We start from the raw sequence: 22,297 nt of genomic DNA, 5'->3' as shown, positions 1-22,297 counted from the left end.
CATATCGCTCAGTTCGCGTACGCGGACCACAGATACGCCGACGACAGAGGGGACCTGGGGATGCGGAACCGAAGGCACCGCTCACGTGCCGCCGTCGCCACCGCGACGGCGGTTCTTCTCGGCGCCGCCGCCCTGACCGCGTGCGACGCCCAGGGCGGCGCGTCTCCCGCCCCCAACGGCCCGTCGGCGCACAAGAAGCCGAAGCCCAAGCCGACCCCCACCTGGGACTCGACGCCGCGCTCCATCGCCGCGGTCGGCGACTCCATCACCCGCGGCTTCGACGCCTGCTCGGTGCTCTCCGACTGCCCCGAGGCCTCCTGGGCGACCGGCACGGACTCCGAGGTGCAGAGCCTGGCGACCCGGCTGCTCGGGAAGGACCGGGCCGCCGAACACAGCTGGAACCACGCGAAGACGGGCGCCCGGATGGCGGACGTGCCCGGGCAGCTGGAGGAGGCCGCGGCCGAGCGCCCCGAGCTGATCACGGTGATGGCGGGCGCGAACGACGCCTGCCGCACGTCGGCGGAGGCGATGACGCCGGTCGCCGATTTCCGCGCCGACTTCGAGGAGGCGATGCGTACGCTGCGGCGCGAGCTGCCGAAGACTCAGGTGTACGTCGCCTCCGTGCCGGATCTGAAGCGGCTCTGGTCGCAGGGGCGGACCAACCCGCTGGGCAAGCAGGTGTGGAAGCTGGGCATCTGCTCCTCGATGCTGGCGGATCCGGACGCGGTGGACGCGAAGGCGACGCAGCGCAGGGACACGGTGCAGGACCGCGTGGTCGCGTACAACGACGTGCTCAAGGACGTGTGCGCGAAGGATCTGCGCTGCCGGTACGACGGCGGGGCGGTCTTCGACTTCCGCTTCGACGGCGACCAGTTGAGCCACTGGGACTGGTTCCACCCCAGCAAGGACGGGCAGTCGCGGCTCGCGGAGATGGCCTACCGGCAGGTGAAGGCCAAGAATCCGGCCAAGAACCCCGCCAAGGATCCGGCCGGGTGAGGCCGCGCGGCCCGGCGTAGGGTCGCGATCATGCGCAGCGAACTCTTCGGGACGCTCCCCGACGGCACGCCCGTCCAACGCTGGACCCTGGAAAGGGGCGGGGTGCGGGTACGTGTCCTGACGTACGGCGGGATCATCCAGTCGGCGGAAGTTCCGGACCGGTCGGGGCGGAGCGGGGCGGTGGCGCTCGGGTTCGACGATCTTCAGGGGTACGTCGACCATCCCGGCCCCTACTTCGGCGCACTGGTCGGCAGGTACGCGAACCGGATCGCCGGGGGTTCCTTCGAACTCGACGGCCGTACGTACCGCCTGGCGCGGAACAACGGGGCCAACGCGCTGCACGGCGGGGACGCCGGGTTCGACAAGCGGGTGTGGGAGGCGGCGGAGGTCGAGCACGGGGTGCGGCTCTCCCGGGTGAGTCCCGACGGCGAGGAGGGGTATCCGGGGCGGCTCGCGGTCTCGGTGACGTACACGCTGGACGAGGCGGGCGGGCTGCGGATCGCCTATCGCGCGACGACGGACGCGGCGACGGTCGTGAACCTCACCAACCACACGTACTGGAATCTGGCCGGGGCCGGCAGCGGTGGCGCAGGCGGGCACGAGGTGCGGATCGCGGCGGCGCGCATCACGCCGACGGACCGGGCGCAGATTCCCACGGGGGCGTACGAGGAGGTCGACGGGACGCGGTTCGACTTCCGGGCGGCGCGGAAGGCCGGGGCCGGCTTCGACCACAACTTCGTGCTGGACAAGGGGGTCACCGCGGAGCCGGTCGAGGCGGCGGAGCTGAGCGATCCGGCGTCGGGGCGTGTGCTGACCGTGGCGACGACGGAGCCGGGCCTTCAGCTCTACACGGCGGACCACTTCGACGCGGGGCTGCCGTTCGCGCCGGGGGACGGGATCGCCCTGGAGACACAGCACTTCCCCGATTCCCCCAACCGGCCGGAGTTTCCGAGCACGGTGCTGCGGCCGGGTGGGGTGTACGAGTCGGAGACGGTGTACGGGTTCTCGGTGCGCTGAGCGGGATCTTGATGCGCCGAGAGACTTCTCAGCCGCTCTCGCCGCGCATCGTCCTGCCCGCCTTGGCGAGCAGCGTCACGGCGCCCAGGCAGATCAGCGTGAAGACCGCCGCGATGGCCTTGGTGTCCCAGCCGCTGCCGCGGAAGGTGACGATGATGCCGAGGAGCAGCAGCACCGAGTAGAGCGACTGGCCGACCCTGGCTCCCGCGGGGATCACCCGCAGGAGCTGCGGGATGGTGGACGCGGCGGCGAGTGCCTGGCCGAGCGGGATGGCCGCGCCGAGCATCAGGGCGCCGAAGCCGAACGAGTTGCCGTATGCGCCCCAGCCGGCGCCCGCGATGAGCAGGAACACGGCGACGGCCAGCGAGAGCAGGGCTAGCAGGCCGTTGAGATACGCCGCGAGCGTGGCCGCCTTGCGGGCGCTCTGGAGGTGGGCGACCGGGGAGCGCCAGGCGTCCGCGGTGATCGAACGGAGCTGCCGCTTCATGGCGTTCATCTTGAGGAACGAGATGACGCCGACCACGAAGCCGACGATGCCGACGGGCACGGCCGCGAAGCCCAGCGGCTTCTCGGTGATGCCGAAGTGGGCGCCGCCGAAGGTGGCCGGGATGCCGACGAAGAGCCCGAGCACGAACACCTTCGTGGTGTTCTGGATGCGCAGGACCAGGTCGCGCTGCTCGGGGCTGAGACCGGGCGCGGGCGCCATCATGCCGTCGCCCACGGCTTGTTGGCCCTGCTGGGGCGGGTGCTGCTGATACTGCTGCTGCGGCGGGAACTGCTGGTACTGCTGCTGGGGCGGGAACTGCTGATATTGCTGCTGGGGCGGGTACGGCTGGCCCTGCTGGGGCGGATAGGGCTGAGGCGGGTATGGCTGACCCTGCTGACCTGGGTACATGTGTTTCTCCCCCGAACGTGCTGTTGTCGGCCCGCGAGTCTGCCACAGCCGCCCCGCACGCCACGGGCTCCGGGGGTACCGCCCCGGGGCCCGCACCGATCCACCGCCGAACCGTCACACGATGATCAACTCGCTCAGGCGGCGGTCGGCGATCGAGCGGCCCGCCTGCACTTCGTACGAACCACCCTGGCGTGCCCAGGAGTTGGCGGCCTCGTCCCAGATCTCGAAGGAGCGGGGCGGGATGTCGACCCGCACCTCCACGCTTTCTCCGGGCGCGGCTTCGACGCCCGCGAACCCGGCGAGCCAGCGGACCGGGCGGTCGCCGTCGTGCGTGGCCGGTGCGAGATAGACCTGGACGACCTCGCGGCCCGCGCGCTGGCCGGAGTTGCGGACGCGGACCGTGGCCGTCGCGCCCTCCACGGTGAGCGACTCGTACGTCCAGTCGGTGTAGCCGAGGCCGTGGCCGAAGGCGTACGAAGGGGTCCTGCCCTCCTTCTCCCAGGCGCGGTAGCCGATGAACACGCCCTCGGAGTAGGCGAGTTGGCCGTCGGCCGGGGTCACCGCGGTGACCGGTGCGTCCGTGAGGGTGCCCCATGTCGTGGGGAGGCGGCCGCCCGGCTCCTCGTCGCCGGTGAGGACGTCCGCGAGCGCGGCGCCGCCCTCCTGTCCGGGGAACCAGCCGAGGAGGACGGCGGCGACCTCGTCGCGCCACGGAAGTTCCACCGGGGAGCCGGAGTTGACGACCACGACCGTCCGCGGGTTCGCCGCGGCCACGGCCCGCACCAGGTCGTCCTGGCGGCCCGGCAGCCGCAGGTCCTGCCGGTCGAAGCCCTCGGACTCGACCCGCTCGGTGGTGGCGACGACCACGACCGCCGTGTCGGCGCCCCGGGCGGCCTCGACCGCCTCGGCGATCAGCTCGTCGGGGTCGCGCCGCGGCCCGAGGTGGACGAAGGAGAACACGACGCCGGGCAGCGGCGGGGCGTACCCCTTGTCGAGGCCGTGGTGGAGGGAGACCTCGACCGTCTCACCGGCCGTCAGGTTCACCTTGGCGCGCTCGACCGGTGAGCCGAAGAACGCCTCGAAGGGGTCGGATTCGGCCCCCATCACCTGCTCCCCGTCGAAGACGACTTCGCCGGCGACGGTGAGCCTGAAGGCGCCGAGCCCGCGCGTCCCGAAGGAGTGGTCGCCGCTCTCGCGCGGCGTGAACGTGCCGACGACCTCGATGCTCGCCATCGTCTCGTGGGTGACGCCGTCGGGCAGATCGTCGCCGATCCACTGGACCTGCCCGGAGGGCAGGCTGCCCTCGCCCAGGACGTTGCCGGCCGCGTCCCGGCAGATGGCGCGCAGCGCGAACCCCTTGTCGGCGGGGGCGAGTTCGTCGCTCGGGTCGGCGCCGACGGCGTACGTCACCGCATCGGCACCGAGCGCCGCGGTCAGACCGTCGAGCGGCGAGACGACCCTCGCGGGGAAGACGGTCGCGGAGCCGCCGCCCAGGACGCGGGCGTCGCGTGCGGCGGCGCCGATGAGGGCGACGGACGCGGTGCGCTCCAGGGGCAGCGCGCCGTTCTCGTTGCGTACGAGGACGAAGGCGCGGCGGGCGATCTCGCGGGCGAGGGCCTCGCCGTCGATCTCGGCGGGCAGATCGGCGACGACGGGCTCGGCGCCTTCGAGGACGCCTACGCGGGCGGCGAGGCGCAGGACGTTGCGGACGGCTTCGTCGACCGTCGACTCCTTGACCTCGCCCGCGCGCACGGCCTCGGCGAGGGCATCGCCGTACACGGTCCGGGGTCCCGGCATGGCGACGTCGAGACCGCCGTCGATGGCGCCGCTGGTGGAGCGGGCGGCCATCCAGTCGGAGACGTTGTAGCCGTCGAAGCCCCATTCGCCGCGCAGGACTTCATTGACCAGGTAGCGGTGCTCGGTCATCGTCGCGCCGTTGACCTGGTTGTACGCGGTCATGATGCCCCAGGGGTGGGCGTTGGCGACGATCGCCTCGAAGGGGGCCAGGTACAGCTCGCGCAGGGCGCGCCCGGAGATCGCGTTGTCGACCGTGAAGCGGTCGGTCTCGGCGTCGTTGGCGACGAAGTGCTTGACGGTCGTGCCGACGCCGCCGGACTGCACGCCCTGGACGTAGCCGGTGCCGATGACGCCTGTCAGGTACGGGTCCTCGCTGTACGCCTCGAAGTGGCGGCCGCCGAGCGGTGAGCGGTGCAGGTTGACGGTCGGCGCGAGGAGGACGTGGACGCCCTTGCGGCGGGCCTCCTGGGCGAGCAGGGTGCCGGCGCGGCGGGCCAGGTCCTGGTCCCAGGTGGCGGCGAGCGCGGTCGGGGACGGCAGCGCGATGGACGGGTCGTCGGCGGTCCAGCGGATGCCGCGCACGCCGATCGGGCCGTCGGACATCACGAGGGGCTCAAGGCCGATCTCGGGCAGGGCGTGCAGCGACCACATGTCACGGCCGCCGAGCAGCCGGGCCTTGGCGTCCAGATCCAGCGTGCCGAGCGCGGTCTCGACGGCCGCCTCGCGCGCCTGGTCGGCGCGGGTGGCTCCGGGGCCCTGTGTTCCCGCCATGGCGGTACCTCCTCGTTGAAGTCCGTTCCGTACGTTCCCTCATCCTGCACCGGCTACCTGTAGATCGGTAGATTTAGTTATCCCGCCGTTACATTTGGGGGAGCATGACGGTGGCGTACGGTCTGCGAGCAGGCGACTCAGGAACGCGAAGAGGCAGGTGCAGGTGCCATGGCGCCCAAGGCCAGGAGCAGGGCCAGGAGCGAGGAGCGGCGTGCGGAGATCCTCCGGGCCGCCTTCGAGGTGATCGCCGAGCGGGGCTACCGCGGCGCGACCCTCGGCGCCGTCGCCGAGCGGGTCGGCCTCACCCAGCAGGGCCTGCTGCACTACTTCCCCACGAAAGAGGCGCTGCTCGTCGCCGTCCTGGAGGCCCGCGACCAGTGGGACGCGGTGCCGACGAGCGCGATCCGCCTCGATCTGCTCGGCTCGCTCGTCGAGTACAACGCGATGCGCCCCGGCATCATCCAGACCTTCTCCGCGCTGCTCGGCGAGAGCGTGACGGACGGGCATCCGGCGCGCGAGTACTTCACCGGGCGGTACGGCTCGGTGCGCGAGAAGTTCGCGGACGTGCTGCGCGCCGAGTACGGGGACCGGCTGCCCGGCGGCCTCACCCCGGAGGCGGCGGCACCGCTGCTGGTCGCGGTGATGGACGGGCTCCAGTACCAGTGGCTCCTGGACCCCGAATCGGTGGACATGGCGGGGGCGTTCAGGGATTTCCTGGGGTTGCTCGGCGGGGATGCGTCGTAGGTCAGCAGGCAGAGTCATAACGGTCCTGGCACGAAGGTGATCATTCCCTGGTGCCGCCCCGCTCCCCCGGTGTGAGGTGAGGCCTCATGACCCGACGTGTGCTCCGTGCCTCCGCCGTACTCCTCTGCTGCGGGCTCCTCGCCACGGCCTGCGCGGCCGGCGACGAGCGCTCCGAGGACTCCGCGCGGCCGAAGCCGGGGAAGCGGGACCTCTCGCTGCCCGCCTGGAAGCCCGCGACGGCGGACGTGCCGCGCGGCAAGGGCAGCGAGCTGCCGTCGGACGTCAACGGGGACGGGCACGGCGACCTGGTGCTCCCGGTGACGTACGAGAAGAAGAGCAGGCTGACCGTGGTCTACGGCTCCCGCGACGGTCTCGATCCCGCCGCGCGCACGGCCGTCACGGGACCCGGCTCCCGGTTCTCGCCCAGCGGAACCGTCCGGACGGGCGACCTCGACGGGGACGGATTCGCGGACCTGGTCGGCCTGTTCAGCGAGGCGGCCACCGATCCGGCGACGCCCGGCCCGTCGGATCCGGCGGCGCCCGGCACGCCGCAGCCGACCATCGGGCAGTACATCGTCTGGGGCGGCCCCGAAGGACCTGACCCCGCCGCCGACCCGACCCCGCTGGCCACCGCGGCCGAACCGGATTCCATCACGGGACAGCCGGGCGACTTCGACGGCGACGGCCACACCGATCTCGCCCTCACCCGGGACGACCGCCTCGAAGTGCGGTACGGCCCCTTCACGCGGGGCGGCGGCGCGGCCCGTACGTCGACCGACTGGCGGGTGCCGTCGCGGCTGGCCGGGAGCGACTGCTGCCACGACGACATCGCCGAACTCACCGCCGGTGACGTGAACGGCGACGCGGCGACCGATCTGGTCGTCCAGCCGTCAGGCGACGGCGAGCAGACCGCCGCGGTGCTGCTGCTCGGCGGCGCCGCCGGGGGCCGCGGGGGCCGCTTCCCGGCCGCCGAGCACCGGTTGCCCCTGGGCAGTGCCACCGCGCTCGGCGACTTCGACGGGGACGGCCGCGGCGACATCGCCGTCGGGGACAGCGGCAGCCGCAACAACGAGGCCGTGGACGGTTCCGCCACACCGCACGACCTCGCCCCGATCGTCGTCGCGTACGGCTCCCGTGAGCGTTATGGCGCCCCGGTGACCAAGACCGTCCGGGGATCGGAGGCGCTCGGCCTTCAGTTGGAGGCGGCCGATCTGAACGGTGACGGCAAGGACGACCTGATCACCAAGTACGGCACGGACATGGACGCGATCCTCGCCAAGGACCTGAAGGGCGTCGTCGTCCTGCACGGCCGCGACGGCGGCCTCTCGGGCACCGACCGGCACAGCGTGCGCATCAACGGGCCGAAGCGGTACGCCGGGAAGACGCTGAAGCCCTATGACCGCCGGATCGGCATCTTCACGGCGGGCGCCTTCGGCGGCGCATCCGCCGAGCTCGTCCTGACCTGGTCCCGCAAGAACGTCCCGGCCCGCTGGTGGATCAGCCGCGGCGACTCCGGGACCGAGGGGATCACCTTCTCCGCGGGGCAGATCGCTTCGGGGTGAAGCGGGCGTTGTCAGTGGGGGCGTGCATCATCGAAGCACGGAACGAGGAAGGCAGGGGGGATCGTCATGCCGGTCAGCAACCAGCAGGTGGTCGGGCACGGATTTCTGGGGGAGCTCTACGGGGACTCGTACTACCCCGATCACCTCCTCGACAAGGGGAAGGCGATCCTGCTCGGGCTCTGCGCGCGGATCGAGTCCGAGCGGCCCGCCGACCTGGACGCGCTGTACGTCCTGACGGCGGCGGCGACGGAGGAGTTCAACGCGCTGGAGGAGGAGTTCGTCGCCGCCGACAGCGAGATCGAGACGATCGCGCGGGACGCGATAGGCGAGGACTTCGCCTTCGTGGCGTCGGCGTACGGCTTCGCGGACGCGGACGTGGAGGAGCTGATCGCCGCTCGTGAGTGGTGACTCGTCCGACGCGCTGTCCGACGCGCTGTCCGCCGTACTTTCTCCCGAAGGTCACCCCATGCCCCCGGCCAAGATGCACGCCGACGAAGCCGACATCGACGCGGCGCTCGTACGGCGGTTGCTCGCCGCGCAGTTCCCGCGGTGGGCCTCGCTCACCGTCACGCCCGTCGAGTCGAACGGCACCGTAAACGCGATCTACCGCATCGGCGACGACATGGCGGTGCGGCTCCCCCGCGTCGCGGGAGGCGTCGACGACGTACGGACCGAGGTAGAGCACCTGCCGCGGCTCGCCGAGCGGGTCCCCTTCGCCGTGCCCGCGCCGCTGGGGAAGGGCGAGCCCGGGGACGGCTACCCCTGGCCCTGGTACGTCTACCGCTGGCTCGACGGGGCGAATCCGCTCATCGGCGGCGTCGCCGAACCGAAGCTGCTCGCGGCGGACTTGGCGCGGTTCGTGACCGCGCTGCACCGGGTCGAGCCCACCGGCCTGCCCACCGCGTACCGCCCCGGCCCGCTCGCCCCGCGCGACCGGGACACCCGCGACGCCATCGCCCAACTGGACGGCGTCATCGACACCGGCGCGGCGGCCGCCGCCTGGGACGCCGCCTTGCGCGCCCCCGAGTGGGCGGGCCCGCCCGTCTGGGTCCACGCCGACCTGCAGCCGGGGAATCTGCTCACCACGGGCGGACGCCTCAGCGCCGTCATCGACTTCGGCTGCATGGGCATCGGCGAACCGGCCGTCGACCTGATCACGGCGTGGAGCCTGTTGACGGGCGAGGCGCGCAAGGAGTTCCGCGCCGCCCTGGACGTCGACGACGCGACCTGGGCGCGGGGGCGCGGCTGGGCCCTGTCGATCGCGCTCATCGAGCTGCCGTACTACCGGACGAGGAACGAGACGATCGCGAGCACCGCGCGGCACGTCATCGAGGAGGTCCTCGCGGATCACGCCGCCGAGAAGACCGAGAAGCTGTAGCCGCGGCGCCTTTCCTGCCGGAATACTGCCTCCACCCCCACCGGCCACGGAAGGACTCCCGTGTCACTCAAGCCTCCCCACCTCCCCAAGAGCCCCGCGCTCCCCCGGCTCACCGCGGTCGGCACCGCACTGCTGCTCGCCGCCACGACCGCACCCGCGGCGGCATCCACCACAGCCACCGCCGAAAAGACCGCCTCGGCCTCGGTCGAGGAGCAGCGGCTCGACCGCGCCGCCCCGCAGGAGATCCTGCGGCGCAGCGGATTCGACGCCGTGGCACCCCAGTTCGCCCGCGCGCTCGACCGTGCGCAGTCGTACGGCGAGGCCGAGCGCATCGTCGTACGTCAGGGTTCCGCGCTGTGGAAGCGTGCCGTCGACCGGGCACAGGACCGGGGCCCCGCGGCCGGCGACCTGAGCAGGGACGACGACCGGCCGCTGTACTGGGCCCGCATCGCGATGACACGGGAGCTTCGCCAATGGTCGGGCGCGGAGCACGACTTCGGGGTGGACAAGGACCGGCAGGCGGCTCTCATACGGGCCCTGGAGACCACATCGCGCGGCCAGGACTCCATCCGCCACCCGAGCCATCCGAAGAAGGACGCCGCGGGTCACCGCATCAAGCGGATCCTCGTCACCGGCTTCGACCCCTTCACGCTCGACCGGGACGTCCGCATCAGCAACCCGTCGGGCGCCACCGCGCTCGCCCTGGACGGCACCGTCATCGACACCGCCGACGGCCCCGCCCGCGTCGAGACCACCGTCTTCCCCGTCCGCTGGCAGGACTTCGCGGACGGCACGGTCGAGCGGGTGCTGCGCGACAAGCTGCCGCGCGTCGACCTGTTCACCACCATCAGCCAGGGCCGCGTCGGCCGCTTCGACATCGAGCGGACCAACGGGGCCTGGCGCGGCGGATTCCCCGACAACGAGACCCTCTCCCGCACGGAGACGATCCCGGTCACCGACCCGGCCACACAGCCCCAGTGGACGTCGACGACCCTCCCGTACAAGGAGATCGTGAACGGTGCGACGGGCCGCTTCCCCGTGTACGACAACACTTCGGTGACCGAGATCCCGGCGGGCGGCACCGATCCCGTGGTCCGCCCCGACGGGCCCACCGCGGGTTCTACGGCGCGGGAGGGCGGCGGCGGGAACTACCTCTCGAACGAGATCGCCTACCGGGCGACGCTGCTCCGCGACCGCCTCGGGCTGCACGAGAGCCTGCCGGGCGGCCATGTGCACACGCCGGTGCTGCAGTTCGGCGCCGGCAACACGGACCCGGCGACCGGCAAGGTCACCGATCCCGAGTTCGTCCGCAACCGGCTCGACATCATCGCGCAGGTACGGCAGATCCTGACGGCCGCTATGAACGCCCGGCGGTAGGTTCCGGTTCCGGGTCGTCCGCCGCGGGAGCGGTGTCAGCGGTGTCTTCCCCCACCAGTTCCCGCGCCATCAGCGTCGCTCCCGCGACCGCCCCCGGCATCAGGAACACCGCGACGAACGGCACCAGGAAGGCGACAGCGAGCGGGGTGCCGAAGCCCCAGGCCAGCTGCTTGTGGCCGCGCAACAGCGCGAGCCGCTCGCGGAGTTCGACGCCCCGCCGCTGCAGTGCAACGCCCGTCAGCTCCTCGACCAGGAAGAAGCCCGTCACGCAGAAGCCGACCACCGGGATCACGGTCTGGCCGACGACCGGGATGAAGCCGAGGGCGAAGAGCAGGACACCCCAGACCAGTGCCCGCACGAGGATGCGCAGGCTGTCCCGCGCCGAGATCAGCAGTTCGCGCCAGAGCGGCAGGCCCGACTCGGGGGCGTACCCGGAGACGGAGATGTCGACCTTCTCGGAGAGCGACTCGTAGAAGGGCTGGCCGATGAGGAGGGTGACCGCCGTGAAGGTGAGCACCGAGAGGAGCAGCGCGAGCGCGAAGAGCAGCGCGGTCAGGAAGCCGCGGAACAGTCCGGCCCACGGCGATGACCAGTCGTCGGCGAACGGCGTCGCCCAGTCGACGAAGTCCGCGCCCCACAGGCCGAGCGCGACGAGCGCCCCCGCGTAGAGAAGCAGGGTGATCAGGCCGGGCAACAGGCCGACTCCATACTGCTTGCCATGCTGGGCGACCCAGCGCTGGCCCTTCATCAAGTAGCCGAAGCCCCGTCCTAGATCACGCATGCGGCACAGCCTATCCGCCGGTCACAGGAGTGACGCGTGGGGCCCAAGGCCCTCTTGTTGTGCGGGGGTTGAAAGGGTAGACCACGCGTATCGATCCGATTCCGGAGGTACGTATGGGCATATCCCGGCCATCCCGGCCATCCCGGCCGTCCAGACCCGTCCTGCTCACCACGCTCGCCGCCGCGGGCGCCCTCGTCTTCACCACGCTCGCACCCGGCAGCGCGACCGCCGACCCGAGTCCGGGCCGCGACATCCACCGCGAGGGCTCGCCGCTCAGCAGCACCGAGCGGGCCGCCAAGGGTCCGGCGAGCGCGGCCGACCGTGCGCTCGACGACGCGAGCGGCAGCACCGGCCTCACGGACACGAGGAACCGCGGCTACCCCCGCGAACAGAAGCTGACCCCACCCCCCGCGAACCCTGACGACAAGTCGATAAAACTGGGCCTTGCGCCCTACCACTCCCTAGCCCCGAAGCTGAACGACATCCAGGGCATCGGCGACCGCGTCAGCGTGGAGATCGCGGGCCGCTCGGCCGGCGGCCACCAGCTCTACCTGGTGACCGTCACCGCGCCCGAGTCGGCCAAGGAGGCCGCCCGCCAGGAGCGGATGCGCGAGCTCATCGAGAACGCGCCGGAGGCCGCCGCCAAGGATCCGGCGGTCAAGTCCTCGTACAAGACACCGGTCTTCATCAACAACAACATCCACGGCAATGAGTGGGAGGGCACGGACGCGGCCCTCAAGCTCATCGAGAAGCTGGCGAAGGCCGAGGACGGGAAGTCGAAGGACCTCCTGGCCCACAACCGCCTCTACTTCAACGTCACGGCCAACCCCGACGGCCGTATCGCGGGCACCCGCGCCAACGCCAACGGCTTCGACCTCAACCGCGACTTCATCACCGCGTCGCAGCCCGAGGCCCGCGCGATGCGGGACATCGCCATCGCGAAGCAGCCGGCCGTCATGATCGACCTGCACGGATACGTCAACGGCACACTGATCGAGCCGACGACTCCGCCGCACGGCGAGAACTACGAGTACGACCTCTTCCTGAAGAACACCTACGCCAACGCGCTCGGCATGGAAGCCGCGGTCAACGGCCTCGGCTACACCCCCGAGAAGGACGGCGTGGAGCCCGCGGTCATCCCCTTCCGTGACCAGGAGGAGGGCTGGGACGACTGGCCGCCGATCTTCACCCCGCAGTACATGCCGTTCCACGGCGCGGTCGCCGCGCACACCATCGAGTTCCCGATGGTCGTCAACAACGAGGAGTACGACGACCTCCCGGTGCCGGAGCTGCGGCGCCGGTCGGCGATCAACGTGGACATCGCGGGAGCGGCGATGTCGGCAACGCTCAACTACACGCAAGAGCACCGCACTTCGGTGATAGCCGACCAGATCGAGACGTTCCGTCGGGGCGCCGCGGGTGCGACACAGGTGCCGGTGTCGCCGGAGACCGTGCCCGGGGTTCCGGGCATCGGCCCGGAGGACGTGTACACCACGGACTTCCCGCGTGCGTACGTCATCCCGGCCGGGTCGCGCGACCAGCGCTCGGCGGCGGCGGCCTCGCGGCTGGTGCGGCATCTGCTGGACAACGACGTGCGGGTGGAGCGTGCGACGCGCGACTTCCGGCTCGGCGGGACCTCGTACGACAAGGGTTCGTACGTCATCGACATGCGTCAGCCGAAGCGCGGTCTGGCCAATGTGATGCTCGCCGACGGCCGGGACATCAGCGACAAGGTGTCGACGATGTACGACATCTCCGGATGGAGCCTCGGCCGGCTGTGGGGCGCCACGGTCGAATCGGTGCGGGGCGGCGGCCTCGACGGCGTCCCCGCCAGGGCCGTTCACGAGCCCTCGCGGGTCGGGCGGGTCGCGTCGCGCGGGGATCTGCGGCTGCGGCTCGACGACGCGCGGGAGGTGGCCGCGCTCAACTGGCTGCTCGGGCGCGGGGTTTCAGTGCGGCGTGCCGCGGGTGACGACGGCAGCGTGATCCTCTCGTCGAAGGCGCGGGGTGCGGCGTTCGCCGCGGCGAAGAAGTACGACGTGGCGTTCGACGCGACCAAGGCGAAGGCGGGGTCGGTGGTGCGGCGCACGCGGGTCGCGGCGGCCGTGACGCCGGGTGAGCTGTTCGCTCTGCGGGAGATGAACTTTGATGTGGTGCCGGTTTCGACCGCCGTGCTGAACGCGGGGTTCGACTGGGAGAAGTCGGGTGGCGTGGACGCGCTGTTCGTCTCGGCCGGGCTTTCCTACGGGGAGTTGAACGCGGAGGCGCGGGACGGGCTCGACGGGTTCATCGCCGGGGGCGGCGGGGTCGTCGGGCGCGGTGCGGAGGGTGCCGCGCTGAACTCCGATGCCAAGTTGCTTGCCGCCAAGGCTGTTTCCGGGAACGGGGATGCGAATGGTGTGGTGCGGGTGGTGAATGCCGGGCCGCTGACCCGGGGTGCGCCGTCGCATTCGTTCGTGTACGCGCCCGTGTGGTTCTCGGAGTTGGGGAGTGGGGTGCGGGTCGAGCAGTCCTATGGGGACGGGAATCCGCTGCTGTCCGGGCATTGGCGGCCGGTGGACGGGGCGGGTGGTCCTGCGGATGCGGCGGGGCAGGCGTCTGTGGTGAGCGGGTCATCGGCTTCGGGTTCAGGGGTCGTCCTGTTCGGCACGGAGCCGCTGTTCCGTGACCATCCGAAGGGGGTGTTCCCGCAGGTGGGGAGGGCGCTGCTGAGCGTGGGCTGAGGTTCTGCCTCCGGCGGATCTTTCCCCGACCCCGCCCCTACCCGAATCACTTCCGGCTTCGCCGGCCGCGAGGTGGCCGTAGATCACCGGCTTCGCCGAGTTCGTCCTCAAACGCCGGACGGGCTGAAATACCTGCGGCCGGGCTCGAAGACCTACCGATGGGTGGGCGGGCAAGTGCCGGGTATCGGGCGGGTGGGCGGGAAACTCGCCGCGAAGCGGCGGTACGGCGGCGCGGCCGACGACGGCGTGTCGGCAGGCTGGGACCGCTGCCGGGCAATCGGGAAGGGGGTCCCCCCTGCTCATTAAGAGCTTGGGGGAGGGCGGGAAAGATCCGCCGCGAAGCGGCGGATCTTTCGGGAAGGGGCGGGTTGGGGAAGAAGAGTGCATGACCCGTGAGATCAAGGTGCACGGCACCACCGCAGCCGGATACGAAGCCGTTCGGGGCGAGTTCGCCGCTCTCCTCGCCGGGGAGAAGCCCGAGCATGCCGCGCAGCTCGCCGCGTACGTAAAGGGGAGGCGGGTCGTCGACCTGTGGGTGGGGCCCGACACGGACGGTGACACGCTCTTCGGGGTGTACTCGTCCACCAAGGGCGCCGCCCACCTCACGACCGCCCTGCTCGTGCAGGACGGGGTCCTCGACCTCGACAGGGAAGTGGCCCACTACTGGCCGGAGTTCGCCGCCGAGGGCAAGGGCGGCGTCACTCTGAGGGAGCTGCTCTCGCACCGCGCGGGTGTCGTCGGCGCAGACACCGGCTTCACTCCGGAGGAGCTCGCCGACGACCGCGCCATCGCCGCCCGCCTCGCGACCCAGCGGCCCTACTGGCGCCCCGGTACCGCCTTCGGCTATCACGCGCTCTCCATCGGCGCGCTCGCCGGTGAAGTCGTCTTCCGGGTCACCGGGCGGACCTTGCAGGACATCTACGAAGAGCGTGTCCGCGCCCCCTACGGTCTTGACTTCCACCTCGGCCTCCCCGAGGCGGAAGAGCCCCGCTTCCGCTCCGTGCTTCCGATGATCCCGTCGGCCACGGAGCGCGCCTTCCTCGACGCACAGCCGCCGCAGCCGGACACCCTGAACTCCATCGCCTTCAACCGCAACGGCGCACAGCCCACCGACCTGGAGTCACTCCCCAACTCCCGCCTCGTACGCGCCAAGGGGCCCGCCTCCGTCGGCGGTGTCGCCTCCGCGCGCGGTCTCGCCGGGATGTACGCGGCGGCGGTCGGCGGGCTCGACGGGCGGGAGCCGCTCCTGAAGCCGGACACCGTGGCCGAGTTCGGGCAGATCCACTCCAATGGGTACGACTTGGTGACGCAGGCCCATAAATCGTTCGGGGTGGGGTTCCAGAACACCGCCGAAGCCGGGTACCCGTTCCTCGGCGCGGGTTCCATCGGGCACAAGGGCGTGGGCGGCTCGCAGGCCTTCGCCGATCCGCGCAGCGGGCTCGCGTACGGCTATACGCGGCGCAGGTTCCCCTTCCCCGGCGGACCGCCCCCGGAGGACGCGCGTCTCGTACGGGCCATCCACACGGCGGCGGTCACCGGCTGACCGGGGCACTGGCCGACCGGGGGAAGGCTGACCTGCCGGACCGCATGACATAGGGCCGCACCCCTGCTTCGGGGTGCGGCCCTCGTCACGTACGCGCAGTGCGGGTCAGGCGGTCGCCAGCTCCACCTTGATGTTGCCGCGCGTGGCGCTCGAGTACGGGCACACCTGGTGGGCCTGCTCGATCAGGGACTGCGCGGTGGCCGCGTCCACGTTCGGTATGGAGGCGGTGATCGCGACCTCCAGGCCGAAGCCGCCGGCCTCGTTCTGGCCGATGCCGACCTTCGCGGTCACGGTCGAGCCGGAGATGTCGGCGCTCGCCTTGCGGGCGACCACACCGAGCGCGCCCTGGAAGCAGGCGCTGTAGCCGGCCGCGAAGAGCTGCTCGGGGTTGGTGCCGGCGCCGCTGCCGCCCATCTCCTTCGGCGGGTTGACGACGACGTCGAGCTTGCCGTCGTCGGTGGCGACGCGGCCGTCACGGCCGTTCTCGGCGGTGGCGACGGCGGTGTACTTGACGTCGATCTGCTGGATGGACATAAGTGCCGGTTCCTCCTGAGACGAGCCGCTCTGCGCGCCCACAGTGCGGCATTTTGGAAAGACTTTATCGGATGCCGGAAGGTGGCCATCTGCCGCCCGTCTCAGGAGGCCCAGCACAGGGCCAGCACAGGGCCCAGCACAGGCCCAGCACAGGGGCTCAGACGAGGGAAACGATCATCTTTCCCGTGTTCTCGCCGCGGAGCATGCCGAGGAACGCCTCCACGCCGTTCTCGACGCCCTCGACGAAGGTCTCGTTGTACTTGAGCTCGCCGGAACGGATCCAGCCGCCGACCTCCGCGACGAACTGCGGCTGCAGCGCGGCGTGGTCGCCGACGAGCACGCCCTGCAGGCGAAGGCGCTTGCCGATGATCATGGCCATGTTGCGCGGGCCCGGCGTCGGCTCGGTGTCGTTGTAGCCGGCGATCATGCCGCAGATGGTGGCGCGGCCGTGCACGTTCATCCGGCTGATGGCCGCCTCGAGGTGCTCGCCGCCGACATTGTCGAAGTAGACGTCGATCCCGTCGGGAGCGGCCTCCTTCAGCTGCTCGACCACCGGGCGCGGGTCCTTGTAGTTGAACGCCGCGTCGAAGCCGTACTCCTCCACCAGGAGCTTCACCTTCTCGTCCGAGCCCGCCGAGCCGACGACCCGCGACGCACCCTTGAGCCTGGCCATCTGGCCGACCTGGGCACCGACGGCACCGGCGGCGCCGGACACGAAGACCGAGTCGCCCTCCTTGAAGGAAGCGACCTCGAAGAGGCCCGCGTACGCCGTCAGGCCCGTCATGCCCAGCACACCGAGGTACGCCGAGAGGGGCGCGGCCTTGCCGTCCACCTTGGTGGCGTGCTTGGCCGGGAAGGTCGCGTACTCGCGCCAGCCGCCGAAGTGCAGGACGTGGTCGCCCACGGCGAGGCCCTCGGCGTTCGATGCGACGACCTCGCCGACCGCGCCGCCCTCCATGGGGTGGTCCAGCTTGAACGGCGGCGTGTAGGACTTCACGTCGTTCATGCGGCCGCGCATGTACGGGTCCACGGAGAAGTGCAGATTGCGGACCAGGACCTCACCGTCGGCCGGGGCGGTGACGGGGGCCTCGCGCAGCGCGAAGTCCTCCGGGACCGGCCAGCCGTGCGGGCGACGGACGAGGTGCCATTCACGGCTGACGGCGGGGAGCTCTGCGGACTCGGGGGTGACGGACATGCGGGGCGTCCTCCTGGAACACTGCTTCATGTGGTGAAACAACCATGCGCCTACATATTTGATGATGTCAAGTAACCGGGTAGTCTGGTGCCATGGCCACCAGCAGCTCCCGCCCTCCGCGCACCGACCCTCTGACACTCGAAGTCGTCGAGCTGATCGGCACGGTCGTGGCCCGCTACCACGAGGAGTACGAGGAGGCGGCGGGTGAGCACGCCCTCACCGGGGCGCAGGCGCGCGTCCTCGGCCTTCTCTCGCTCGAACCGGTCCCGATGCGGCGCATAGCCCAGAAGCTGAAGTGCGAGCCGTCGAACATCACGGGGATCGTCGACCGCCTTGAGGCGCGCGGCCTGGTAGAGCGGCGCCCCGACCCGGCCGACCGCCGGGTGAAGCTGGCCGCCCCCACGGACGAGGGCCGGCGGGTCGCGCGGAGCCTGCGCGAATCCCTGAGCTTCGCCCGCGAGCCGCTGGCCGAGCTCACCCACGAGGAGCGGCTGTCGTTGCGCGGGCTGCTGCGCAGGATGGTCGGCGAGAGCGAGGGCTGAGCCTGCGCTACGTGCACCACCACAGGAACCGGTCGCACGTCTCCGACGGGGTCGGCTCCGGCTTCGGGTCGGGCTTCTGCGAGGTCGGCGGGGGTGCGGGGCGCGTGGTCTGAGGGGTGTCGGGGGTGTCCGGTGCGGAGCTGGTGACCGGGGCCTGGGAATCGGCCCCGTCGTCCGCCTTGTCCGCCTCCCTCTCCTTGGCCTCCTCGGACTTCTTCTTCTGCCGCGCCGCCTCGTCCTTGTCGGTCGCGGACGCCGATGCCGTGGGGCTGGCCGAAGCGGTCGCCGTGGACCCGTCCTCGTACGCCGTCTCCTCGTCCCGGCCCGCCGACTCCCGTGCCGAAGGGCGCTCGCCCGCGTCCCCGTCCGGCGCGGACGCCGCCGTGGGGTCGTCGGAGGGGCCCTCGGTGCCGAGCTCGGCCAGGCTCAGGCCGCCCGCGGCGAGTGCGAGGCCGGCCGTGGCAAGGAGGATCCTGCGGCGCCTGCGCCGGTGCGCCTTGCGGCCGCGCTCCTTGCGGCGGCGGCCCCGGACACGCGGCGCCGCCACGTCGGACACACCCTCGGGGCCGTCCACCACTTCCTGCTCGCCGACGGCCTCCGCGTACTCACGGCAGGCTTCGGCCGGGGTTCCGCATCCCGGGCAGGCCAGGGCGCCGTTGAGGTGCCTGTGGCACGGGTGGCAGTAGTCCATGAGGCATGGAGGCTAGGTGAGCCACGGGGAACAGAGGAAGCGACTGCCGTGAAGGTTGTGTGCGGAATCGAATGTTCCGGCGGAAAACGCCAGGTGGATGTGGTGCTACTCGGTCAACCCGGCCTGAAAGCACAGCTATCCGGCGAACGCCGCCTGTGCCACGCCCTGGCCCGCGTCCGGCACCACGAGCACCGAGCCGGAGAGCGGGTGCGGCGCGTCGAGTCCCGTGCGCGCGCTGGTGATGTAGAGGTCCCGCAAATCGGTGCCGCCGAACGCGCACGCGGTGGGGCGCGCCACGGGGAGTTCGATCACCCGATCCAGGGCGCCGGACGGGGTGTAGCGGCGGACGGCGGCGCCGTCCCACAGGGCGACCCAGACGCAGCCGTCGGCGTCGACGGTGAGCCCGTCGGGGTAGCCGGCGCTGTCCTCGACGACCGCCAAGGGGCGCCGGGAGCGCGGGAGTCGGTCGTCGCCGAGGTCCAGTACGTCGATGCGCCGGGTCGGGGTGTCGATGTAGTACATGAGGCGGCCGTCGGGGCTCCAGCCGATGCCGTTGCTCACGGATACGTCGCCGAACACCTCGGTGGCGGTGCCGTCGCCGGTGAGGCGGATGAAGTTGGCGGCGCCCGGTGTCTCGTCGTAGCGCATGGTGCCCGCCCAGAGGGCACCGTCCGGTGCGACCGCCGCGTCGTTGCCCCGGCGGCCCGGTACGACATCGCGGTGCAGCCACCGGAAAGCGGAACCGTCGGCTGCGGCGTCGTAAAGTCCCACTCCGTCCCGGAGGTTGACCACCAGGCCGCCGCCCGCGCGGGGCTTGGCGGCGCCGACGTGCTGTTCGGTGGCCATGACCGAGCGGTGCCCGGTCGACGGGTCGTAGGTGTGGACGCGTGAGCTCAGGATGTCGACCCAGATGAGCCGCCGGGCGGCGGCGTCCCACGTGGGGCCCTCGCCGAGTGCTGCCTGCGCGCGTACCGCTATGTCCATCCCGGCAGGCTACCCGCGCGCCGCCGATCGGCCCACCGGTCCCAGCTCGCCCCGCAACCTCCTTGCTCTCAGGACCAGTTCGAGCTCGAAGCGGCGGTCCGGGTCGTCCACCTCGTCGCCCCACAGTTCCCTGATCTGCCGCAGGCGGTAGCGCACCGTCTGCGGGTGGACGCCGAGCCGGGCCGCCACTTCGGGCGCACCGCCCCGCGTCTCCAGCCAGGCGAGGAGGGTCTCGGCCAGGCGGCGGCCGTGTGCGGGACCGCAGTGGGCCAGGGGTGCGAGGCAGCGCCGGGCCAGGTCATCGATGAGCTCCTCGGGCTGCAGCAGGACCAGGGCCTCGGTGTGCTCGGTGCAGTGCAGGACCTCGCCGGATGGCAGCAGGCCGCGCTCCATCAGGCGGACCGCGGCCTGCGCCCAGCGCAGCGACTTGGCGGCGTCGGCCAGCGCCACCGGCGGGCCGATCGCGCCGGACCAGCCCGTCATGGCGCGCCGCAGCAGTTCGGGGCGCCCGGCCGCGTCCGGGTCGGGGATGACCATGCGGGGCTGCTCGGTCTCCATGTCGAGCAGCACGCCCTGCCCGACGGCGGGCGCCACGGCCTCCCGCGCGGGCCTGAGCAGTACGCCGACGGCGACGCGTTCGGGCAGCTGCCAGCCGACGCGGGCGGCCCGTTCATCGAGGGCGCCGCCCGGCTGCGCCGAACCGGAATACGGGCCACCGGCGGAAGCGGAATCGCCCTGCACCCCGGTCCAGGCATCGCCGCGCCGCTCGGAGAGCAGCAGCTCCATCAACTTCCTTTGCAGGCGCAGCCGTTCGCCCGCCTGCCGGGCCGCGGCCTCGGCGTAGCCGCGTACCGACTGGTCGACCAGGCCGTCGAGATACTCGAAGCCCGACTCGGCGAGTTCGTACATGGCGGGCGGCGGGATCTCGATCTGCTGGCCGATCTCGGCGAGGCGGCGCCAGGCGAGGCGCACGCCGAGCCGGTAGATGGCCTGCAGCGAGTCGAGGCTGCGGCCGTGCAGGCCCTCCCCGCGGCCGAATTCCTGGAAGACCTCCAGCGGATAGCACGGCCGGCCCTCGCCGGCCGCGATCTGCTGGACGAAGCCTTCGAGGGCGCGCCGGATGCCGATGAGCGCCATCGGCTCGCCCGAGTCGTCGAGGACCACGGGAAGCCCCGGGTACTCGGCGCGGATCTCCCGCAGGATGTCCTGGGCCAGCGCGGGCACCTCGTCCAGGGCGAGCGCGGCGAACTGCCGTACCAGCATCGGCGGGACATCCCGCCAGGCGGAACGGACGGACAGCGAACCCTGGCTCTCGCTCACGGGCACGGTCACTCACTGCCCCCGCGCGGCGGCTCGTAGTGCACGAGGGGCGTATTGGGCTGGTCCGGGGTCGCGTTCAGGGCAGCGACGAGGCCGAAGGCGGCAGCCACGGCGAGGGCGGCGGCGGCCACCGCGGTCAGTCCTGCGGCGAGCAATCGGTGCATGTCAGGGTCAGCCTCTCTGCTGGAGGTCGTCCCCACCCTGGTCGCACAGCTGGTGTTCGCACAGTCCTTTACCGGCCCCGCCCGGCGAGAGCACAGTTTCATCAATGCATTGACACAAAGTCAAGGGTCCGCCTAGCGTTCCGGCCCCATACGGCTCGGTAACCTTCGCCCCCGCCATCAGGAGTGCCGGATGCGCCGCACAGCCTCGCCCCTCTCGCTGGTCCTCCTGGGACTCGGCGTCTTCCTGCTCGTCCTGGCACCGCTGCTCGCGTGGTACGTCGAGCCACGGGCAAAACGCACGCCGGTCGACATCGACACCATTACGGTCTTCAAGGGCAAAGGCAGTTATTTCGACACCAAGAAGATCAAGACGGTGCATAACAAGAACCTCACGATCACGCGTCAGGTACGCGGCGACGTGGAGGACAGCACCAAAGAACACGCAGTCTGGGACGTGGTCACGTCGGTCGATCCCGACAAGTCCCTGCCGGCCGCGGACCCGCACGACTCGCTCCTGTTCACCCAGGAGCGCTGGGTCACCGACCGGGAGACCAACAGGCCGGTGCACTGCTGCGGCGAGAAGCCGTACTTCGAGGGCGAGGCCTACCTCAAGTTCCCCTTCGACGTGGAGAAACGCTCGTACGTCTGGTGGGACAACACCCTGGGTGCGACCGTCCCGCTGACCTTCCGCGGCACGAAGAAGATCCAGGGGTACGAGGGCTACCGCTTCACCGCCAAGGTGAAGCCCACCAAGACCGGGACCCGGCTCGTGCCGGGGCGCCTGGTCGGACAGCCCAAGCGCAGCAATGTGCTGGCCGAGGAGTGGTACGCCAACCACGGCGTGGAGCTGGTGGCCGACAAGACCACGGGCCGGATCATCTACGCGGCGGTCGGGCCCCGCAAGACACTGCGCGCGCCGGGCTCCGAGAAGGACGCGACGGTGCTGCTCGACAGCAAGCGCATCGCGTTCACGGCCAAGACGCAGAAGACGCAGGTCGGTCTCGCCGACGACGACAGCAGCCGGCTGAAGCTGGTGGGCACGACGCTGCCCGTGGGTGCGGGTGCGCTGGGTGCGCTGCTCACCGCCGCGGGAGTCGTGCTCGTCGTCAGGGGACGGCGGTCCAATAGTGGGGCAAATGGGTCCGGAGGACTGGATTCAGCAGCGGAGCCGGACCGTCCGAATGGCGATACGTCACCAAGCGCCCTGCAACCCACCACGATGTGATGAGACGTCAGCTAATGAAACCCCCGAAATTATCACTTCGGTGAGTAGCCGCGTCGAA

General features: G+C 71.3%; 20 protein-coding genes. 11 read left to right on the top strand and 9 right to left on the bottom strand.

Annotated features, from left to right (window positions below; all coding sequences use genetic code 11):
• Positions 1-60 precede the first annotated feature (60 nt).
• Positions 61-996: an SGNH/GDSL hydrolase family protein gene (locus tag OG453_RS12510; protein WP_266867412.1), complete on the top strand. Its 936-nt coding sequence runs from the start codon at positions 61-63 to the stop codon at positions 994-996.
• Positions 997-1,026: 30 nt separating this feature from the next.
• Positions 1,027-2,013: an aldose epimerase family protein gene (locus tag OG453_RS12505; RefSeq protein ID WP_266867410.1), complete on the top strand. Its 987-nt coding sequence runs from the start codon at positions 1,027-1,029 to the stop codon at positions 2,011-2,013.
• Between the two features lie 28 nt (positions 2,014-2,041).
• On the opposite strand, the gene OG453_RS12500 is transcribed toward OG453_RS12505, so the two are convergent.
• Entirely contained in the window at positions 2,042-2,908 is an 867-nt protein-coding gene (locus OG453_RS12500) for a hypothetical protein (RefSeq protein ID WP_266867408.1), read from the bottom strand.
• 114 nt (positions 2,909-3,022) lie between these two features.
• Positions 3,023-5,476 carry a glycoside hydrolase family 3 protein gene (locus OG453_RS12495; protein WP_266867406.1) on the bottom strand — a complete coding sequence of 818 codons (2,454 nt, stop codon included), beginning with the start codon at positions 5,474-5,476 and terminating at the stop codon, positions 3,023-3,025.
• A gap of 168 nt (positions 5,477-5,644) precedes the next feature.
• On the opposite strand from OG453_RS12495, the gene OG453_RS12490 reads away from it, so the two are divergent.
• The 5 genes from OG453_RS12490 to OG453_RS12470 all read left to right on the top strand — a co-directional run bounded on the left by OG453_RS12490 (position 5,645) and on the right by OG453_RS12470 (position 10,537).
• Positions 5,645-6,220 carry a TetR/AcrR family transcriptional regulator gene (locus OG453_RS12490; RefSeq protein ID WP_266867404.1) on the top strand — a complete coding sequence of 192 codons (576 nt, stop codon included), beginning with the start codon at positions 5,645-5,647 and terminating at the stop codon, positions 6,218-6,220.
• Positions 6,221-6,306: 86 nt separating this feature from the next.
• Entirely contained in the window at positions 6,307-7,782 is a 1,476-nt protein-coding gene (locus OG453_RS12485; protein ID WP_266867402.1) for a VCBS repeat-containing protein, read from the top strand.
• Between the two features lie 66 nt (positions 7,783-7,848).
• Complete coding sequence (locus OG453_RS12480) at positions 7,849-8,190, top strand: DUF5713 family protein (protein WP_266867400.1); 342 nt, start codon at positions 7,849-7,851, stop codon at positions 8,188-8,190.
• Positions 8,191-8,248: 58 nt separating this feature from the next.
• The gene (locus OG453_RS12475) at positions 8,249-9,160 is read left to right on the top strand and encodes an aminoglycoside phosphotransferase family protein (RefSeq protein ID WP_266867398.1); all 912 of its coding nucleotides are present in this window, start codon (positions 8,249-8,251) and stop codon (positions 9,158-9,160) included.
• Between the two features lie 132 nt (positions 9,161-9,292).
• Positions 9,293-10,537, top strand: coding sequence for a pyroglutamyl peptidase (locus tag OG453_RS12470; protein WP_266869828.1), 1,245 nt, complete (start codon positions 9,293-9,295; stop codon positions 10,535-10,537).
• On the opposite strand, the gene OG453_RS12465 is transcribed toward OG453_RS12470, so the two are convergent.
• The gene (locus tag OG453_RS12465; protein WP_266867396.1) at positions 10,518-11,318 is read right to left on the bottom strand and encodes an EI24 domain-containing protein; all 801 of its coding nucleotides are present in this window, start codon (positions 11,316-11,318) and stop codon (positions 10,518-10,520) included. The genes OG453_RS12470 and OG453_RS12465 overlap by 20 nt on opposite strands.
• A 113-nt stretch (positions 11,319-11,431) precedes the next feature.
• Between OG453_RS12465 and OG453_RS12460 the strand changes: the two genes are divergently transcribed.
• The gene (locus tag OG453_RS12460) at positions 11,432-14,041 is read left to right on the top strand and encodes a M14 family zinc carboxypeptidase (protein WP_266867394.1); all 2,610 of its coding nucleotides are present in this window, start codon (positions 11,432-11,434) and stop codon (positions 14,039-14,041) included.
• A 385-nt stretch (positions 14,042-14,426) separates the two neighbouring features.
• Complete coding sequence (locus tag OG453_RS12455; protein ID WP_266867392.1) at positions 14,427-15,584, top strand: serine hydrolase domain-containing protein; 1,158 nt, start codon at positions 14,427-14,429, stop codon at positions 15,582-15,584.
• Positions 15,585-15,689: 105 nt separating this feature from the next.
• On the opposite strand, the gene OG453_RS12450 is transcribed toward OG453_RS12455, so the two are convergent.
• Together OG453_RS12450 and OG453_RS12445 are read right to left on the bottom strand one after the other, a co-directional pair.
• Entirely contained in the window at positions 15,690-16,118 is a 429-nt protein-coding gene (locus OG453_RS12450) for an organic hydroperoxide resistance protein (RefSeq protein WP_266867390.1), read from the bottom strand.
• 157 nt (positions 16,119-16,275) lie between these two features.
• Positions 16,276-17,313, bottom strand: coding sequence for an NADP-dependent oxidoreductase (locus OG453_RS12445; RefSeq protein ID WP_266867388.1), 1,038 nt, complete (start codon positions 17,311-17,313; stop codon positions 16,276-16,278).
• A gap of 92 nt (positions 17,314-17,405) precedes the next feature.
• Between OG453_RS12445 and OG453_RS12440 the strand changes: the two genes are divergently transcribed.
• Positions 17,406-17,855 carry a MarR family winged helix-turn-helix transcriptional regulator gene (locus tag OG453_RS12440; protein WP_266867386.1) on the top strand — a complete coding sequence of 150 codons (450 nt, stop codon included), beginning with the start codon at positions 17,406-17,408 and terminating at the stop codon, positions 17,853-17,855.
• A gap of 7 nt (positions 17,856-17,862) precedes the next feature.
• Here OG453_RS12440 and OG453_RS12435 read toward each other — a convergent pair whose 3' ends face one another.
• From OG453_RS12435 to OG453_RS12420, 4 genes are all read right to left on the bottom strand, one after another.
• Positions 17,863-18,546: a hypothetical protein gene (locus OG453_RS12435; protein ID WP_266867384.1), complete on the bottom strand. Its 684-nt coding sequence runs from the start codon at positions 18,544-18,546 to the stop codon at positions 17,863-17,865.
• A 135-nt stretch (positions 18,547-18,681) separates the two neighbouring features.
• Complete coding sequence (locus tag OG453_RS12430; RefSeq protein WP_266867382.1) at positions 18,682-19,530, bottom strand: SMP-30/gluconolactonase/LRE family protein; 849 nt, start codon at positions 19,528-19,530, stop codon at positions 18,682-18,684.
• Between the two features lie 9 nt (positions 19,531-19,539).
• Positions 19,540-20,793 carry a helix-turn-helix domain-containing protein gene (locus OG453_RS12425; RefSeq protein WP_266869827.1) on the bottom strand — a complete coding sequence of 418 codons (1,254 nt, stop codon included), beginning with the start codon at positions 20,791-20,793 and terminating at the stop codon, positions 19,540-19,542.
• Positions 20,794-20,858: 65 nt separating this feature from the next.
• Positions 20,859-21,014: a hypothetical protein gene (locus OG453_RS12420; RefSeq protein ID WP_266867380.1), complete on the bottom strand. Its 156-nt coding sequence runs from the start codon at positions 21,012-21,014 to the stop codon at positions 20,859-20,861.
• A 190-nt stretch (positions 21,015-21,204) separates the two neighbouring features.
• On the opposite strand from OG453_RS12420, the gene OG453_RS12415 reads away from it, so the two are divergent.
• Complete coding sequence (locus OG453_RS12415) at positions 21,205-22,239, top strand: DUF3068 domain-containing protein (RefSeq protein ID WP_266867379.1); 1,035 nt, start codon at positions 21,205-21,207, stop codon at positions 22,237-22,239.
• Positions 22,240-22,297: the final 58 nt, after the last annotated feature.

This window comes from Streptomyces sp. NBC_01381, assembly GCF_026340305.1.
Taxonomy (GTDB): Bacteria; Actinomycetota; Actinomycetes; order Streptomycetales; family Streptomycetaceae; genus Streptomyces.
This window is presented reverse-complemented; position numbering and strand designations above follow the sequence as displayed.